Source organism: Arthrobacter sp. NPDC093128, assembly GCF_040683875.1.
In the GTDB taxonomy this organism is placed as follows: Bacteria; Actinomycetota; Actinomycetes; order Actinomycetales; family Micrococcaceae; genus Arthrobacter.
Window position 1 is genome coordinate 240,181 of the sequence record NZ_JBFBEY010000004.1, and the last position, 17,141, is coordinate 257,321.

12 protein-coding genes are annotated in these 17,141 nt (G+C 61.0%); 4 read left to right on the plus strand and 8 right to left on the minus strand.

The annotated features are described in order from the left end of the window. Positions 1-3 precede the first annotated feature (3 nt). The 8 genes from AB0N24_RS06875 to AB0N24_RS06910 form a co-directional block, all read right to left on the minus strand. Positions 4-1,179 (minus strand): HpcH/HpaI aldolase/citrate lyase family protein, encoded by a 1,176-nt coding sequence (locus tag AB0N24_RS06875; RefSeq protein WP_364122232.1) that lies wholly within the window; start codon positions 1,177-1,179, stop codon positions 4-6. Positions 1,180-1,964: 785 nt separating this feature from the next. After that, positions 1,965-2,507 (minus strand): TerD family protein, encoded by a 543-nt coding sequence (locus AB0N24_RS06880; protein WP_364122235.1) that lies wholly within the window; start codon positions 2,505-2,507, stop codon positions 1,965-1,967. A gap of 10 nt (positions 2,508-2,517) precedes the next feature. After that, positions 2,518-2,868 carry a hypothetical protein gene (locus tag AB0N24_RS06885; RefSeq protein ID WP_364122238.1) on the minus strand — a complete coding sequence of 117 codons (351 nt, stop codon included), beginning with the start codon at positions 2,866-2,868 and terminating at the stop codon, positions 2,518-2,520. 189 nt (positions 2,869-3,057) lie between these two features. Beyond that, positions 3,058-4,248, minus strand: coding sequence for a toxic anion resistance protein (locus AB0N24_RS06890; protein WP_364122241.1), 1,191 nt, complete (start codon positions 4,246-4,248; stop codon positions 3,058-3,060). Positions 4,249-4,260: 12 nt separating this feature from the next. Continuing rightward, on the minus strand, positions 4,261-4,839 hold the full coding sequence (locus AB0N24_RS06895; protein ID WP_364122243.1) for a TerD family protein: 579 nt from the start codon (positions 4,837-4,839) through the stop codon (positions 4,261-4,263). Positions 4,840-4,916: 77 nt separating this feature from the next. Continuing rightward, positions 4,917-5,498, minus strand: a complete 582-nt coding sequence (locus tag AB0N24_RS06900; protein WP_364122246.1) for a TerD family protein — start codon at positions 5,496-5,498, stop codon at positions 4,917-4,919. 28 nt (positions 5,499-5,526) lie between these two features. Next, positions 5,527-6,102 carry a TerD family protein gene (locus tag AB0N24_RS06905; RefSeq protein ID WP_364122249.1) on the minus strand — a complete coding sequence of 192 codons (576 nt, stop codon included), beginning with the start codon at positions 6,100-6,102 and terminating at the stop codon, positions 5,527-5,529. A 59-nt stretch (positions 6,103-6,161) separates the two neighbouring features. Beyond that, positions 6,162-7,268 carry a DUF475 domain-containing protein gene (locus tag AB0N24_RS06910; protein ID WP_364122252.1) on the minus strand — a complete coding sequence of 369 codons (1,107 nt, stop codon included), beginning with the start codon at positions 7,266-7,268 and terminating at the stop codon, positions 6,162-6,164. A gap of 395 nt (positions 7,269-7,663) precedes the next feature. On the opposite strand from AB0N24_RS06910, the gene AB0N24_RS06915 reads away from it, so the two are divergent. Genes AB0N24_RS06915 through AB0N24_RS06930 form a run of 4 tightly spaced genes read left to right on the plus strand, consistent with a single transcriptional unit; the run spans position 7,664 to position 17,102 of the window. Further along, complete coding sequence (locus tag AB0N24_RS06915; RefSeq protein WP_364122255.1) at positions 7,664-8,038, plus strand: hypothetical protein; 375 nt, start codon at positions 7,664-7,666, stop codon at positions 8,036-8,038. Positions 8,039-8,088: 50 nt separating this feature from the next. Continuing rightward, positions 8,089-10,875, plus strand: a complete 2,787-nt coding sequence (locus AB0N24_RS06920) for a vWA domain-containing protein (protein WP_364122258.1) — start codon at positions 8,089-8,091, stop codon at positions 10,873-10,875. 51 nt (positions 10,876-10,926) lie between these two features. Continuing rightward, the gene (locus AB0N24_RS06925; protein ID WP_364122260.1) at positions 10,927-14,454 is read left to right on the plus strand and encodes a tubulin-like doman-containing protein; all 3,528 of its coding nucleotides are present in this window, start codon (positions 10,927-10,929) and stop codon (positions 14,452-14,454) included. After that, a complete protein-coding gene (locus tag AB0N24_RS06930; RefSeq protein ID WP_364122262.1) occupies positions 14,454-17,102 on the plus strand; it encodes a hypothetical protein in 2,649 nt (882 codons plus the stop codon). The genes AB0N24_RS06925 and AB0N24_RS06930 overlap by 1 nt, the downstream gene beginning before the upstream one ends. Positions 17,103-17,141: the final 39 nt, after the last annotated feature.

A 17,141-nucleotide genomic window follows, 5' to 3' on the forward strand; every position in this document is an offset into this window, starting at 1 on the left:
TTGTCAATTCATGCTCGCTTCGAGCAGTTCCACGAAACTGACGCCAGGATTCGCTACTCCAAAGGCGCGGGCCCGCAGGAGCGTCTTTTCCGCCCAGGCCCGATGCGGCTTGAATTCGTTCATCTTGTTTCGATAGGTCGATGCCTTCACACCGCCGCCGCTTCCTCCAGCGATATCGCAGGCATCGATGTATTCCTCGTGGCTGACCACGTACATGGCGTGCACCACAGGGACGTGGCTGGGGTGGATCACAGTCTTCCCGACCAGCCCGTTTGCCTGGTCCAGCTCGATCTCGCGTATGAGACCGTCCAGATTTTCGACGAGGATCCGTTTACGCAGCCTTGTCTCATTGGCGGCCACGAAGGGGGTGGCCCGTAGTTGGGGTTTCAGCACCCGTTCCGTATTGGAAAAGTGCTCCCACACCGGACCGGAAATTACCCACCCGTCCTCCGGGCGGCCGAAGATGTTGACGACGTCGCCGATGATGTTGGCTACGACTTTGACATGGTAGATGGTCAGATCCTGTGAACGCCGAAGGCCGAAGGCGCTGGACATGTCCGTTGTGCCAAGGCGGACACACAGCACGATGCTGCGGAATTCACTTAGGAGAGCCAGATTGTCGGTCAGGACCCGAATCCGCGATTCCAAGTGAGTGGTGCTTGGATCCTCGATGATGGGCATTGCGCGCAACGCCCCCAGAGCGCCGCTTCGTCCAGTCTCCTCGTTCAGCATCTGCACGGCCTCAAGGAACGCCCGCCCGCGTCCGCTTTCGTTTTCGAACTTGGGCAAGGCAAATCCTGAGACAACGTCGAGATCTGCCCCGGCGCGGCGTCCGATGTCCAGAAGCTGTTCGGCAGTCCGGCAGCGGACAAATATTAGCGGCAGGTGTTCGGCACTTGTTCGGCCCAGGTCCTTCAACGCTGCCAGTAAGTTCTCTTCGGCCGCAGATACGTCCTGGTCCGCCACGGAGTCCTCCAGGCAGATCACGGTGCTGACGCATCCGGATCTTGCCTGCTTCAGGACGTCCTGCGCCAACTCCGGCCGTGTTGCGGGGGAATAGAGGGTGGCGCCCAACGCGATCGCCAACAGCCGCGGATCCGAGTTCCTTCCGAGCGGCTCCGGCGGAACATGGAAGAGTCTTGCCCGCACGGACGCGTCTAGCGCACTGAAGTGTTGCATGGTTCCCCATTTTGTTGTTTCGAGTTGGACTGGGCGGCTAGGTCTGGACAGCGCGTCGGTCTAAAGGAGTGGACATTGTGAAGCCGAATGCGGCCCAGATGTCCGTGTCCTCTGCAGGCCACGGCACGGTCTCGAGACGGAATTCCAGCACGGATCCGATTCGGCAGACGTACAACACAGCTCGATCGCCGGACTGGGTTCGACCGGGGCAGGTGATTGAGGAACTGTCGAAGACCCCTGCTGTGAGCGGGGTCTCGCCTGCAATGAAAAGCGCGCGGCGGAGACTCCTCACATGACGCAGATTCACCACGGCTGACCCTTCGTGGTAGTCCACCAGTGATCTTTTTCCGGACGTAGCCAAGCGGATTCCGGCGGTGTGCCCATCATTTGTCACGGCACCTGTGAGGAGTGCGTTGTCCTCCCAAGCGGCTGAGCGGGGCACGGCCACCAGCAATGACCCGATGCCGGACTGGCGGGGGGTGAGTCGGACCACTGGGTCCACTGTCGACAAATGCCGGATAGTACCCAGCGTCGGTGCGGCGAATGCCTGCAATGAAATGTCGGCGTCTGGTGCCTGTTCGGGACGCATGGGCGCGGTGCCCGTTCGGACCTGCTTCGGACTGGGGTTCAGCCATAACCCGGCGGCTCGACCGGCAACCGGCGCCGGCATTTCCGGCGCTGGCTCTGACACGGCCGCGCTGCCTGCCGTTGTGCTTGCTTCGGGCTTGATCCGGCGGGAGAGATAGCGGAGGTCCTCACGTGAACTGCTCCTATCCGGCGCCACGTCAGAGCTTCAATCTGAAGTCTGTGGCCACTCCGGCCAATCCGTTTTCGTATCCCTGTCCAAGGGCGCGGAATTTCCAGCCTGCTCCGTGGCGGTAAAGCTCGCCGAATACCATGGCACTGATTTTTTCCCGGCCGGACGTCGGTACAGCGAAACGAACCAGCTCGCGATTCGTTCGATCTGCCACCCTGATGTAGGCGCTTTTCACGGCAGCGAAGGTGCCGGGACCCCGGACATCCGGGTCAATGTAGACGAGCACGGAGATCTTGGATACCGCCGCGGGGACCAAAGCGAGGTCGACGTCGATCTGCTCCTCGTCTTCGGTGCCGGCGAACTGCACGCTGCCTTCCGGACTGTGTATCTGATTGAAGAACACCAAGTGCTCGTCTGACAGCGCCCGTCCGTTGGGGCCACACATGATGGCCATCGGCACGAGTTCCGATTGTGGCCCGTTGCTGACCACGACATCCCAGCCGAGCCCGATCAGGACCCTGGTGAGCCCGGGATTCTCCGCCGTGAGCGCGGCGTTGGTGCCAGCAATCATCGAAACCAACTTAGCTTCCCTCCAAGCGCAGTCCGTCAACATTGAATTTGTCCTCAAGGAATAATCCAAACACCTCAAGTTCTGTGATGGCGCCGGTTCGTACCTGCGTGTCGAGCTTGCGTGCGGCCGAGTAGATTGCACCGAGCTGGTCCAGTAGAACCGTGGTCTCGCGGGACGGGTCCTGTCGGTGCGGAAGCGAAAGCGTGAGATAGGTTCGCAACGGCGAAGGCACATAATCCATAACAATCGATTGCAGTAATACGATCTGTTCGGTGGAGGGGGCAGCCCCCTCCAGATAACCGATGAGAGGGCGCAAAAGGTCATCCAGTTGCCTCAGCCGGGAAAATACGATGGTGGGCATTTCTGCTCCGCTGCGGAGTACCAAGGTCCGTAGGTCGTCTAATGCAGCGGCTGAATCCCTTAGATCGTCATTCGGTGGAGCGCCAGAAGGCAGTTCGGTGGGTTGCTGGGGCGCCCGTCCGTTACTGAAGAGGGCGCCGAAGAATTTTGCGACCATGGTTGCTGAGCCTGGTGTGCCGTGGGCGGCCGGCTACTGGCCCTCTTGCTGGCGGACACGTTCGAGGTAGGGGCGTGCACGCTCAAGCCCGGATTCAAGGGCCTGCACAGTACCTTCCATATTCTTGTTGGCCTGGGATCGGAACGTATCGATTGCGTCCATGGTCTGGAAGACGTTATCGAATGCCTTCTGGAGCGTATCGACGCTGACACCGGAGCTTGCTGCCTGCTGGTGGATGCGGCCTGTCTGGTCCCTGAGCATCTCGCTGGTCTGCAGAATCATGTTGTTTGTTGTGGTGTTAATCGCGTCGATCTGGTCCAGTACCATCTTCTGGTTGGCCAATGCCTGGGCCACGATCACCGCTGTACGCAGGGCCGAGATGGTGGTGGTCCGTGCGCGTTCCACTCCCTTGATGAGCTCGGTGTTGTTCTTGCGGATCAAATCGATGGCCAAGTACCCCTGTACCGAGACTGCCAGCTGCGTCAGGATGTCCTGGTGGCGTTGGCGAATCGGAAAGAGGACATCAGAGTCAAGCTTGCTGGCAGCCTCAACCTGACCGGACACGGTCAAGGATCTGACTCCGTCGGCCGTGGCGGCGTCCAGCGCCTTGGCGAACACCGCGTACTCGCTGAGCCCCTGCATGGTCTCCCACAACTGGGTCTTCTCGTGCGCCAAGGCGGCGTTGTCTTTGAGCAGCTCGTCTTGGCCCGCCATCAGCGACTTGATGATGTTGTCCAGCTGAGTTTGAGCCGACTCGTATTTCTGGAAGTACCTTGCCAGCTTGTTGCCGCCAGGGATGATGCCGAGGATCTTACGGCCCACACTGAGATCAGCCTGGTTCGGTGTCAGATCTTCCACAGTTGAACGCAACTCACCGAGCGTGGCAGCCACGTGCTGCTGTGCACTGCTGCCCGCCTTCTTGGCACCGGCGACGGACGTACTGGAGCGCTCGAGCAATCGGCTGGACGTGCTAGACGACGCAACCAGTTCTTGCCCGGCGAGCTGGTTGATGCCGTCAATTTTCCGGGTGTACTCCGGACTGTTCGGGTCCAGCGCAGCAATCTCTTCAACGAACGCCCGGGCTTGGGTGTGGATCTCCAGTTGGCGCTCGGCCGAAACCGGTACCATGCCCGGTGCCGAATCCTCGCGGATGATTTCGGGGGAGTCAGGGGCGTGGAGAATGAGTGGAGACGACGACGAAACTTCAGGTGGAGTTAGCTGCATGGGGAGCGGTCCTTAAAGCTGAACGCCGAAGTCGCTGGCAACGCCTGCGAGGCCGGAGGCGTATCCTTGGCCAATGGCTTTGAACTTCCATTCGCCGTTGTAGCGATAAAGTTCTGAGAAAATCAGGCAGGTCTCGGACGATGCGTCCTCGTTCAGGTCGAAGCGTGCTACTTCCGCATTCGACCCCTCGTTCAGTACACGGCAATAGGCCGAACGCACCTGCCCGAAGTTCTGTCCGCGATCATCTGCTTTATCAATAGAGACAACAAAGACCACGCGATCGACGTCAGCGCTCACGCTGTCCAGGTCGACGGAGATGACTTCATCGTCGCCTTCGCCCTCTCCCGTGCGGTTGTCACCGAGGTGAACCACAACGCCATCGGCGGACTTGGGCTGGTTGTAAAAAATAAAGTCGGCCGAGGAACGGACCTTGCCGTCGACGCCCACCAGCAGTGCTGAAGCGTCCAGGTCGAAGTCCTCACCTGATGTGGTGCGCTTGTCCCAGCCAAGGCCAACAAGGATCTTGCTCAGGCCTGGGGCAGTCTTGGTGAGGGAAATGTTGGCGCCTTTGGCGAGAGTCAGTCCAGTCAATTCAATGCTCCTTGGAAGTTGGGCGAACAAGATGCTTGGGGCCCGGCAGCCCCCGGGCCCCAAGCATTTGGCTGAGGCTAGTTGAGGCTGATTCCGAAATCCGAGGCAATTCCCGCCAGTCCGGTGGCGTATCCCTGGCCTACGGCCCTGAACTTCCACTCGCCATTGTTGCGGTAGATCTCTGCGAAGATCATGGTGGTTTCGGCTGCGGCGTCCTCGGTGAGGTCGAACCGGACGACTTCATTGCCGGACTCCTGGTTGACCACTCGGCAGTATGCATCGCGCACCTGGCCAAAGTTCTGTCCGCGGGCAATGGCGTCGTGAATCGAGACGACGATGACGATCTTGTCGACGTCGTCTGCCACAGTAGAAAGGTCAACGAGAACCTGTTCGTCATCCCCGTCACCTCCGCCATCGAGGTTGTCGCCCTGATGTACGACGGACCCGTCCTTGGAGGCGAGTTGGTTGTAAAAGATGAAGTCATCGTTGGAGCGGACCTTGCCGGATGCTCCCACCAACAAGGCAGACGCGTCCAGGTCGAAGGCGGCGCCGGCTGTGGTGCGGGGATCCCAGCCCAGGCCGATCATGGCCTGACGCATTCCCGGATCGGTCTTCGTGAGCGAGAGATTGCTGCCTTTGCTGAGGGTAAGGGTTGACACGAATTTCTCCTTTTTAGTTCGGTTGGGGCTAGAGCGCGCTGGCGGCGGTTGTTACCACGTCTTGGGGTGTCCGGCCCTGGGCCGGGAGCCCGATTGCCTGGAAGTTCCAGGTTCCACCCATCCGGGATAGTTTGGCCATGATCATGGCAGTGTAACGACCTGAATCCGTGAGGTTGTACCTGGCTACCTCGGGGGTCCCAGGCGCTGCGTCATCGAGCACACGGCAATAGGCATTTTGAACCTGGTCAAAAGTCTGCTGGCTGTAGCTGGTGATGACAAAAACAATATTCTTGACTGCCGGCGAAACTCCGGAGAGATCCACCAGGATTGTTTCGTCATCACCGTCGCCTGCGCCCGTAAGATTATCTCCCGTGTGGCGGATGGCGTTATCTTTGCTCGTGAGCTGGTTGTAGAAGACCGTGTCAACATGCTGTCCGTTTGCATCAAAAGATATGGCGGAGGCATCGAGGTCAATTTCGACGGTCTTTGAGCCTCCGAAGAGGCCCTTTTTGGCAGGGACAGCGGAGTCCCAACCAAGTCCCAACCGGATTTTTGTCAGTGATTCGCCGTTCTTGGTCAGTGACAGCGACTGGCCCTTCAACAAACTCAATCCCATGGTATTTCTCGCTTCCCGGTAAGGTGCAGATGCTGTGTCGGATATTACTAGATAACAGCTGGTTGTGACGGTTTGTCAGCCTGAATCGAACGAGATTTCCTATTCCGCATCAGAGACCCAATAAAGGCTGCTCCGATGAATACGACGCCGATCAACCCGGTGATTACTTCATTCACTGGAAATTCGATAGTGATTAGCAGAATGACGGCTAGGGCACCAATCGCCCAATGGGCGCCGTGATCGAGGTACACAAACTCATCCAAGGTGCCCTGACGTACAAGAAATACAGTCAGCGAACGAACAAACATTGCGCCGATGAGGCCGAGGCCCAGGGCAATAACGATGGGGTCGGACGTAATTGCGAAGGCGCCAATGACTCCGTCGAAGGAGAAGGAGGCGTCGATGACTTCGAGATACAAGAACAACATAAAGGCGGCCTTGCCGGCGACTTTGGCCGCACCCGAGGGGCCGGCATGCGTGCGGAGAAGTGCATCGTCGGCATCCACGTCACCGTCCTCGTCCACATCAAAGAAGTTGCCTAGACCGTTGACGAGGAAGTATGTGACCAAGCCCAGGAGGCCCGCCAACAGGACGATCGCTTGCTTCTCCCCAGACAAATAGCCAGCCACGGCCAGGACGATGATCCCGACGATCGTGGACGCGCCCTGTAAGGCGCCCAGTTTGGCCAGGGGTACTTCCAGGATCCTGATCCATTTGATGTCGCGATCCTGGAAAATAAAATCAAGAAACAGCATCAGGAGGAAAATTCCGCCAAACGCCGCAATCTGCGGGTGCGCTTCGTGCAACAGATATCCGTACGTCCCCGGAGTATGAGCGTCCCCCTTTTGCATGGCCAAATCAATGGCCTCGACTGGGTTGAGGTTTGCCGTCACTCCAACAATGAGCAGCGGAAACATGATTCGCATTCCGAACACTGCAATCATGATCCCAACGGTCAGAAACATTTTCTGCCAGAAGGGATTCATTCGCTCCAGGATCCGAGCGTTGACCACTGCGTTGTCAAAGCTGAGGCTCACTTCCAAAATACCCAAAATGAGACACAAAATGAGGGCTTCGATGCCGCCGTAGAAAGCTGCCGTAAGCAAGGCAACAGCCGTTACGGCGAATGACCAGCCGAAGGTCTTTACGAACATTTGCGCAGCTCCTGGCCATAATTCCCAGCCTTGAAGGAGCTCCCCCAAGACTCAAGCCTTATGGTAGCGGATCATTTTCGGATTTCTACCCCTTGTACGCATAACCGCGGACATGATCCAACAGGTGGAAGACTCATCCCGTTGAGCCGTTGTGCGGGTCGCTCTTTGGCACATAGTATGTCCGCAAAGGCTGCGCTTGACTTGTGCGAAGGCCGAATATCCGCTACGGGCTATTCGGCGACGCTGTTGAGTGGGGTTGCCAAAAATGAAAAACGGGGGAATTTGGTATGTCGAGTGGGCAAAGTCCCTTTGACTTCAGTCAATACAACGGGTCTCAGACTCAGGATCAGACGCCCACGCTGACCGAACGGTCCGACGGAGTCCCGCAAGGAAATGTGGATTGGAGTAGTGGCGTTTCCGGGTTCGGATCCTCGCCTGCGGCGTTGGGTAGTGTTGCCCCGGACCGTGGTGTAGTCGCCGCGCCGGTCCTGTGGTTGTATTCGGCCTTCGCCGCTGCTGTCGTCTCCCTCGGAGTTGCGTCGCTCTTGGGTATGTTTCCGGCGGCAGCCATTTCCGCATGGGTTCTCGGGGGTCCTATCGCCATTGCGCTCGTGGCGGCATTCACGCTAAATGACACGAAATCCCGGACGTTCCCGCTGTACTCCGCCAGTCAAATGGTCCCGTGGCTCTACCGGGTCACCGTGGCCGCAAGCTTGGCCGCAGTCGTGGTCAGCGCATGGGGCATTGCGAACTGGGCAGGCCGGCTCTGATGCGGGGACTGACTGTAACCCTCGGCTGCGCAGCCATTGCAATGGCGCTCATGGCTGGACCCGCTGCCGCTGCACCGGAGGGAAAAGCCGGAGTTGCTGGCCGCACCGTTCCGGCAGTCGTCACGGCAGCCGACGACTTCCGTGCTTGCGTTGGAGGCGGCGGACCCACAGATATCCTGCTCCTCGTTGACGAGTCATCCAGCCTGCAGGGGAGTGATCCTGAAAACGCCCGCGTGACTTCGGCGGACTATCTGGTAACCCAGCTGGCGCAGTTTGCGACACGTTCCGCGGCGGATGTGAACGTTGGGCTCGCGGTGTTTGCACAGGGGTACTCGCAGGTCCAACCATGGCGGCCGCTGAACAACTCCACGTTGCCGCAGGTCAAGACAAGCATCGAGTCGCTCCGAGACCACGTACACGGAATGGAGACGGACTATTGGTCCGCCCTGGACGGCGCCCGGGCAGACTTGGCGGCCAGGTCAGCCGCCCGACCGGGAGTGACAAGTTGCCAGGCCCTGGTCTGGTTCACTGACGGCGCGCTCAATTACACCGTACGAGGTAGTGATGAGGACAAGACGGCCTTCGGCGCTGCTAAGCCATTCGCTCCCCAACTTGAGCTGACGAGCGAGGCTGCCGTGGACGAGGCGCGCGGACTTGCAATGTCCAGCATCTGCCGCGATGGCGGTTTGGCTGATCAACTGCGTTCCTCCAGGGTGACAGTTTTTGGTATAGGCCTATCGGCGGGAAACGCAGCCCCGGCTGACTACGCGTTCCTGGAATCCGTGACCACAGGCAAATCGTCCACCGACTCAGCCACCTGCGGCAAGTTCATCACTCCCTCGCCGGGTGAGTTTTACCTGGCTTCGGACATTGATGGGCTGCTCCTTGCGTTTGACGGAATCAGTTCCACCGGAAGCAGCCCCATAGTCCAGGAGCAAGGCATCTGTCAGGTCACCCGGTGCATTGACAGTGCCCATCGCTTCGTCTTGGACCAATCGACCCCGGAAGTGCGTCTGTTGGCTACGGCCGATGTTCTCGGCCTTGCGGCGTCGATCATGTCGCCGTCCGGACAGGTCCTGGAGCTTCCCAAGTTGATCGGCACTGAGTCTTCCCTCTCCGCCGACGGGAACGCACTCAAGTACACCTGGCTGTCGGACAAATCGTTGGCGATTTCGCTCGCCGTTTCGCCCGATGCTAAGTCGTGGAGTGGGCTCTGGCAGCTTGCGTTTACGGATCCCTCGGGGCAGTCGAGCGGAAAACGGTCCCGCACCAATATCCACATCACGGGCGGGCTCAAGCCCGCCTGGACCAATCAAAGCGGTACCAAACTTCATGCTGGCGAGAACGTTACTGACCTTATGTTTGGTCTCGAAGGTCCCAACGGGGCGGCCGTGGATCCGGCCTCCCTGCTGGGCGACGCAAAGCTGACGGCGTTCGTGCAGGACCCACAAGGGAAAAAGGCCGTCGTAGCAGATGCCATCGGCAAGAGTGAGTTGGCCAAACCGCAGGCGCTCGATTTGAGCGACTTCCCGGTTGGCGCGGCTGAACTGAGGCTGGAGCTGTCGATTACAACGGCGTCAACCACCGTCAACGGTTCCGTGGTCCCGGGAACCCAGCTGGCGCCGTCGGCCGTTTCGATTCCCCTGAGCCTAATTCCTCCGGCCGAATTTCCGGTGCTGGCACCCAAGATTGACTTCGGCAAACTGGACGGAGACTCCCAGGCAGTCGGCAGCCTGCAGGTCTCCGGGCAGGGTTGCATTTGGATCTCACCGGATGATCAGCCGGAAATCGCGGCGTCCCCCGAGCACGCCGGTACGATTTCACTCGCTCTCGGCTCCGCGACAAGCCCGCAGACCTGTCTGCATGTCAACGACAACAGCAGCATTCCCGTGACATTTAAGGCTGACGGTGCGGACAACGGTTCGGTTGTTGGCCGCGTCAAAGTCATGACGGCACCGGACGATGAGCCGGATCGGGCGCTTCCGGTCAGCGTCGAGTTCACGGCCAGTATGGCGAAACCCCTGAACAGCACCAACTTCGTGCTGGCACTCGTGATAGCCCTCGTTCTTGGCCCGGGCATTCCATTGCTCCTCCTGTACGGTGCCAAGTGGCTGGTGTCGAGAATTCCCGGCCGCGCTCTGTCATCGGAACTCATCCCCATCACGGTTCAGGATGGCCAGGTGCTGCGCGATGGCGGGACATTCGCTCTTCGTCCGACAGACTTGACGAACCTCGTGCCGCTGAGTCCGAAGGGATCCCGATCCGTTGTTGCCAGCGGCATCGAGTTGGAGGCCAGGACCGGTTGGTCGCCCGTCGGGGCCGGCTTTGTCTCCGTCGCGGCGGCGGGCCGGATTGGCGCCGGGTCAGCCCATCCGGCAACGGACCGTACTGGCCTCAAACCCCGTTTGCCGTTGGCGGTCCATAACAAGTGGGTGCTGCTGCGGGATGCCGACGGAATCCAGGCGCACGTGCTGGTGCTGGCCAGTGGCGATTCGACATTGTCCGAAACTGCCCGCCTTGAGGACGACATCCTGAACCGCCTGCCCGGGCTGTGGGAGCGACTTCTCCAGGCGTCGCCGGTACCGGGGTTGGGATCGGCCTCGCCAACCTTCGGCTCGGCTGCTCAGGCCGTTCCGGGCCAACCGTTCAGCGGGTTCGGCGGCGCTGTTGCGGACCCGGACGAGATCCCCGTGTTCGTACCAGCCGGCGGGTCAGCCGGGCCCGGGGACACGGTGCCTCGGGGCAACCCCTCGACATCTGCCGGCTCGGAACAGCAGCGGCAAGTCCCTCCACCGGAGCAGGGCGGCATGAGTCCATGGGGAACGCCACGCCCGTGAAGTTCCCGCTTTCGGAAGCATCATTTCGACGAGATAGAAGTAGGTATAGCCATGCGTAAGTTCCTGGTTGTAGGGTGCGGCGGATCCGGCGGCTCGACTCTGGCCTTCATGATGGATCAGCTGAAGTCTGAGCTGTACGAATACGGCATCCCGGAAATCCCTGCCGGATGGCAGTTCCTGCACATCGATGTGCCGGTGGCACCTGACACGAGGATCGCCGGCATCGGGAACGTCTTCCAACAAGGGGGTGGCTATGTGGCAACCGGTCCCAACAGCGGAAGTTATCCTGTGCTGGACAACGCCGTCAGCCAGACGTTGAAGGAATCAAAGACCCTTGGCGAAATCGGCACGTGGGCGCCGAGAGAGCCGAAACGGATTTCGGTTCCAGTGCACAGCGGCGCCGGCCAGATGCGTTCCGTCGGACGAATGATCACGCTGAGTAAGGCCAACCAGATCCGTGCTGCTTTGCAGCAGGCCTACCAGAATCTCAACCTGGTGGAAACCAATACGCGCATGGAGCAAGTCAGCAAGGTGCTTCCAGGTGCCGGTGTGTTCAAATCGGCGGAGCCGCCGGTGGTTTTGGTGGTGTCCTCGATGGCCGGTGGCGCCGGGGCATCGATGGCGTTGGACGTTTGCCGGCTGTTGTCGCTTGTTCCTGGCGTGAACCCGGGAATGGTGGGCGTTTTCATGATCGCGGCCGACGCATTCGACGGTTTGCCGCAGTCCGCACGTGGCGGAGTCCGGGCCAATGCGCTGGCGATGCTTGGAGAAATCGTGGCGGCCCAGACAGCCGCTGCCGACGATCACGACACGAAAATCCTGGCCGCCCTAGGAGAACAAAGCGGGGAAGCTGGCATTAGTCCCTTCGCCAGGGTTTTCCCTGTGGGCCGCTTCGCCGGAATTGAGAGGACAATGTTCGGCGACGGTTCGCAAAAAGCGCTGTATCGCGGCCTTGGCCGGGGTCTCTCTGCGCTGATGCGCAGTGACCAGGCATCCCATGAATTCGTCCACTACGATCTCGGCAATCTATCTGACAACCCCCCGCGGCTCGAGTACTTGGGCTGGGGCGCCGATGAGACCAAAATCCCATGGGGCGCCTTTGGCTTCGCCAGCCTGAGCATGGGCCGGGACCGGTACGCCGAGTACTCTGCCCAGCGCCTGGCCCGGTCAGCCGTTGACCGCCTGAGGAGTGGTCACATGCAGGAAGGAAACACGGCATCGTCTGAGGAACAGGTCAACGCCCTCGTGGTGAGCCAGTGGAGCATTATCTGCGAAGAGCTGGAGCTGCCGGTGCTGAACCAGGGGCCGGCCAGTCATCAGGACGTGCTGAAGTGGTTCACGGAATCGGCATTCAAGAGATCTCAGGCTGCGAGGCTCGCAAGCGGCATAGCCGACGATCAGCTGGCGCCTTTCATCCCGGCAGCCGGAGGAATGCACGGAGGGCAGTGGATTGGCGGCGTTCGGGGCAAGCTGCAGGCCCGAAAGGCCGCCGTCACAACAGCAACCATTGAAGCCGCGTACGTTTGGGCCTACGACTACAAGGACGCCCTTCTCAGCCGGTTCGTCTCGCAGATTGAACAGGCAGTGACGAAATTCGGCCTCCCTTTCGGTCGAGCTGTGGTCGCGCGGTTGGAAGCGTCGGTACGGGACCAACTCATCGTTACCTTGAAGGAGATGGCCGAGTACGCAATTGCGGACGTTTCCTCAGTGCCGAGCCAGTTTGAGGGCGAAATTGGCTCCATGAAGATCATTGCCAACGGCCCGGCAGTGGTTGACAGGCTTGTGGATATGCTTCGGGGCCAAGCCACAGATGTGCTGTATTCGCAGGCAGCGGGATCTGCTGCCCGGGTGTTGGCCGCGTTCGTGACTGATGTCCTCGCCCCGATGAACGATGCACTCAGCGAGGCCATCGATGTCCTGAATAATCAGGTTAGCGCAGAGGCAAGCCCGGTTGGCCTGGCCAGCGTGGCGACAGATCACTACCCGGCATGGCCCTCGGACGCGGACGCCCGCGTCCCGGACAGATTTGGGGTGGCGGACAACGAAATTCTGGTGACGGAACCAAGTACTTTCGGTGCTCAGTATGAGTCCGACGTGGCCGCCAGCGGGGGCGCCGGTCTCGGGCTCTTGGGCTTCCGGGAAGCCAGGGACCTGCTCACCCAACAGACGATCAGCGGAACGTGGCCCGACGCCGGCGGGTCCCGGGCCCCAGGCGGGTTGCTCGAGCTAACGTCAGCCTGGCGTCCGGGGGAATTCAGCCGTGACCCGCTCACCAGGGTCCCGAATAGCCCGTCGCGGGCACAGTTCGTGCTGCACGCCTCCCCGGCCGAGATCCTTGGCCGCTCGCGGCAGTATGTCCGCCGCACGGGTGAGCCTTTTCACCAGTTCTGCTCACTGTCGCTTCGTCACTACGCCCAGGGCCAGGACGCACGCGGGTCCGAGCTGCCGGGCCGCCGGGCAGACATCGTGGAAAAATTCAATCGTGCCCTACATCGGGCTGTGCCTCTAATCAGCGTGCATTCGGATGTTGTGCAGGAGGTTCATGGCGAGCCCGTGGCGTACCGGTTCAAGTTCTCATCCATACCTTTTAAAGGAACCGGGGACGTCGTCGATCTTCTGATCGCCAAGAGCGCTGAGAACCCGAGTATCGGAGCGGAAACCGCCGACATCCTGGCCCGGTCCCTAACCGATGACGAAACGGTCCAGCGCATTGACATTTTCGGTTCGTACCGGAACTACTCGCCGCTTGCCTTCAGTTCTGTCCTGAGCCCGGTCGCCGAACAGTGGGCGCAGACGTCCCTGCCAGAGCGCAAGGGATTCTGGGCACATCGGAGGTCGCGGCCGCTGGCAGCATCCTTGCCCATGGGGGAGGTCGAGCGGCGGGCGATGATCAGCGGTTGGTTCGTGGGGCAGATCACGGGCCAACTTCGGTTGCCGGAGCCGCCATATGACGAAGCCGTCGAAATCTGGGATGCCGAGAACCGCAGGTGGATCCAGTTTCCCAACCCGCTGTTGACCCCGCCTTCCCAGTTCCTCGCAAAGTCATATGACTGGCTTCCGGCGGTACTGGAGTCGTTCCTGCTCGCCATTGCCAATAGCCACAGGCCCCCGGTGCTGTCGTCCTTGAGGCCGTATCAGCTGCTGCGCGGGCTCTACGATTCCACGCCGGAGGAGCCGGCAGCGGGCCTTCTTGAGGTTGCTGCGATCCAGACCCTCAGCTCCTGGCTCGGCACAGGACGGACGGTCTCCGGCTCACCGAGCAGGGTTCCGAACATTGCGCCTGGGGCTACCCCGGAAGACCGCCTTAAATTCGCCACTGAATGGCTGGAATCGATCCGGGCCCTGGCCGGCGATCATTTCATGGCGCCGGACAAGGCGGGGAACGCAGGCGGCGGCGTCTTTTCGCAGATCACCAGCCGGCACGAAGCCAGTTCGACGCCGCTCTTCCGGGACCTTGCCGACGATGTCTACTCCGTAGCCGGGGACTTGCTGAAGCTTCTCGACACGTCCTACGGGCGTGCCATGGATGCCGGCTCCGGTCGCATCGATTCTGCACTTCCGGAGATAGGAACTTTCTAGTGGCCGACCTGACAGTAGTGCTGGCCCCCCGGGGCACCTCAGCCGGCATCCGCGAAGCTCTCCTGGATTTGTCCGGACTGGGCATGGTCCATCCCTTCGTGTGGGTGGAGCCGCAAATGGTGCGAGGCACCGAAATAGCATGTCTGCTAATGGAAGACGGCACTCAGCATGCAACCACCCTCCAGGAACTGGCGGGCGTAGGGGGCGTCAACTCGGCGCGACTCTGCGTCTTGGTGCCGGGAGGGGCGGACGAAGAACAGATAGACATCGGCCTGGGACAGCGGATCGCGGAATTCATGGACGCGTCCATGGGAGCGATCAGCGTCGTCCGTTCCCGGTTGGTGCTTCCCCGGGCAGGGGACAAAGGGCAGCTTGCAGGGATGACACTGGGAGGCTGGCACAATCTGGTGCTCGCTCCAGAGGAATCCTCCGGCCCTGGCCGGGGAACAAAACTGTTGTATGACGACAATGATCCGCAAACGTTCGGGGTCCACTGCGCTGCGGCGTTCGCCTCCATCTTTGGGTTGTGGCGGGACAGCAGCGGCTCGCCGCTGGATGATCTCGAGACACTTCCCGGACAAAACGCCGCACTCGTGCGAGCGTACTTCCGGCGGCTGGACGCCTCTGCCGTCGAAGACCAGCTGCGCGCGCGGTTTACGTCCCAGGGAATGGAACTGCCACTGCCGGTCCATTTCGGTTCGGCGGTCACCTATATCCAGGAACATGGTCTGGCAGCGCGGAACATGTCCGAAGCTCTCTGGACGAAGCACCACGGAGTCTTACGCGGGCCTAGGGAGCGGCCGCCCGCGGACGTGTCGCGGGGAATTGGTGCATTAGAGGCGCTCAAGATGATGTTCGGCTACTTGTGGGCCGCGTTGAAGAATGCACCGCGAAGCTGGGTCAACAGGGTGGCGACCAGCGTCAAGTCCCAGGCCGCAGCGGCGGTCCACGGAGTGGTCTTCGGCTCCGCTCCGTCGAAGTACACAGTCATCGTTGGCGGCGTCACGCCTCAGGGGCTGCCAGCGACGTGGTTGGATGTCCGCGACGCAGCCTCGACCCTGGACCGTGCGCTGGACAGCGCCGGACTCCGGGCAGAGCACGAAGCGCCCTACGATCTCTCTACGCTGTGGCGGGACTACGCCAACGGTGCCATGACGCTGGTTGACGGCGGCGAACGCACCGATGCCTTGCCGCCAGCGCAGGTGGGCACTCAGCGCGCCGTGCTGCGGCACGGCGGACAGGCGGTCCCGGTTGCCTCCGAGAGCTTCGCCCAGATTCCACCCCACTTGGCGGCAGCAATCGACCTGGAAGAGGTCAAGCCCTTCGATGTCCTTGGGGCTGCCGACATGGAGCGGCGCCTCCGCCGAGCAGCCGACGACCCCGCCTTCGGTGTGGCCGCTGCGGGCACCCTACAGGCACTGCGGAACTGGAAGGCACCATTCGAGGATACTTACGCCTTCCGGGTCGGGTCGAAGATCGCCGCTAGCCATGCGGCGGTCACAGAGGAGGTCCAGCAGCTCCTGCACGTGGTCCGAAGCGCGGCCTCGGCAGACGACATGCTCGCCGGAATCGTGGCAAGGCAGAAACGGCTGTCCGTTTGGATGAAGGCGCTGCTCGGAGTCCTAGTAGCGGTCACCGTGGTTATCGGTATCCTGCTTGTGGCTGCCGTGCTCGACCCTGCGGTCGCGGTCATCGCCTTTGCAGTGGCTCTCCTAGGCTGGTTCGTCGCGACCATGGTGACTTTCATGAAGGGGCAGCAGGAGCTCTTCCGCCTGCTCCACGCGCGTAGGCAGCTGGTCAACGGGGACGAAGTGGCACGAAAGAACTTGCGGCATGCCCTGCGCGACCTGCGGAGGCTCGGAGAGGCCTACAGCCAATTTCTGGCGTGGTCCAGCATTGTGGGGATGGTACTGAAAGAGCCGTTCGGACGTGTCACCGTGTCCGGGCCGCGACAGGCCACTTCTGTCGAGGGCCTGCCGCTCAACGTGCGGGTTGCTACCGCTACCGCGGACGGGGCGGCGCTTGACTTGGCTGCCGCTCAGCTGCGACACGATCTTTTTGTCGTTGGATGGCTCACGCGCTCATGGGAACTGGCAATTTCAGATGCCGGCAGGGTCCTGGGTGCGCGAGGGCATCAGCTGTCCGGTCAGCAGGACGCGATCTTCCGTCAGCCCGGCGACGGGGACATGTCGCTGCTGCCGGAATGGATTGGCATACTGCAGGACCGGGGCATCGGAACAACAGCCGGTGACGAGCTGTGGGCCGCCGCGCTGGCCCACCTGACCGACGGCCGGAGCGATACCGCCGGAGCCCTTCTCCGGTCCGTGACAGAAGTCCGCTCCACCGCGCCGGCGGAGAGCCCGCTCCACGAGTTCATGTCGGAACTTGCCGCAGCAGGCCGCGGAGAGGGTCGCCACTATTTCGACGGTGCTGTCCTGAGCGATGGAGCGCAGAGCTCTGATCAGGCTGCAGTAGTCCAGAGTTTCTACGCCGATGCCCAGTCGGGGCTGAGTAAGCAAATGACTCTGGTGCAGCTCAGCGTAGGTATCCCCGAGCACGACTTTGTGGTCGTTGCGGGAGGCGATGGTGGCGACGACGATGAGATTGATGCCCGCAATATTGTTGTGCCGTCCGGCCCGGTTTTCTGAGACTAATTTGGAGTTATTGATGACTGATGCTGGCAGGCC

Coding starts and splice junctions, on each gene's coding strand:
- AB0N24_RS06885 (WP_364122238.1), bottom strand. CDS start 2,868: ATGCCCACCATCGTATTTTCCCGGCTGAGGCAACTGGATGACCTTTTG.
- AB0N24_RS06925 (WP_364122260.1), top strand. CDS start 10,927: ATGCGTAAGTTCCTGGTTGTAGGGTGCGGCGGATCCGGCGGCTCGACT.
- AB0N24_RS06875 (WP_364122232.1), bottom strand. CDS start 1,179: ATGCAACACTTCAGTGCGCTAGACGCGTCCGTGCGGGCAAGACTCTTC.
- AB0N24_RS06910 (WP_364122252.1), bottom strand. CDS start 7,268: ATGTTCGTAAAGACCTTCGGCTGGTCATTCGCCGTAACGGCTGTTGCC.
- AB0N24_RS06920 (WP_364122258.1), top strand. CDS start 8,089: ATGGCTGGACCCGCTGCCGCTGCACCGGAGGGAAAAGCCGGAGTTGCT.
- AB0N24_RS06880 (WP_364122235.1), bottom strand. CDS start 2,507: ATGATTGCTGGCACCAACGCCGCGCTCACGGCGGAGAATCCCGGGCTC.
- AB0N24_RS06890 (WP_364122241.1), bottom strand. CDS start 4,248: ATGCAGCTAACTCCACCTGAAGTTTCGTCGTCGTCTCCACTCATTCTC.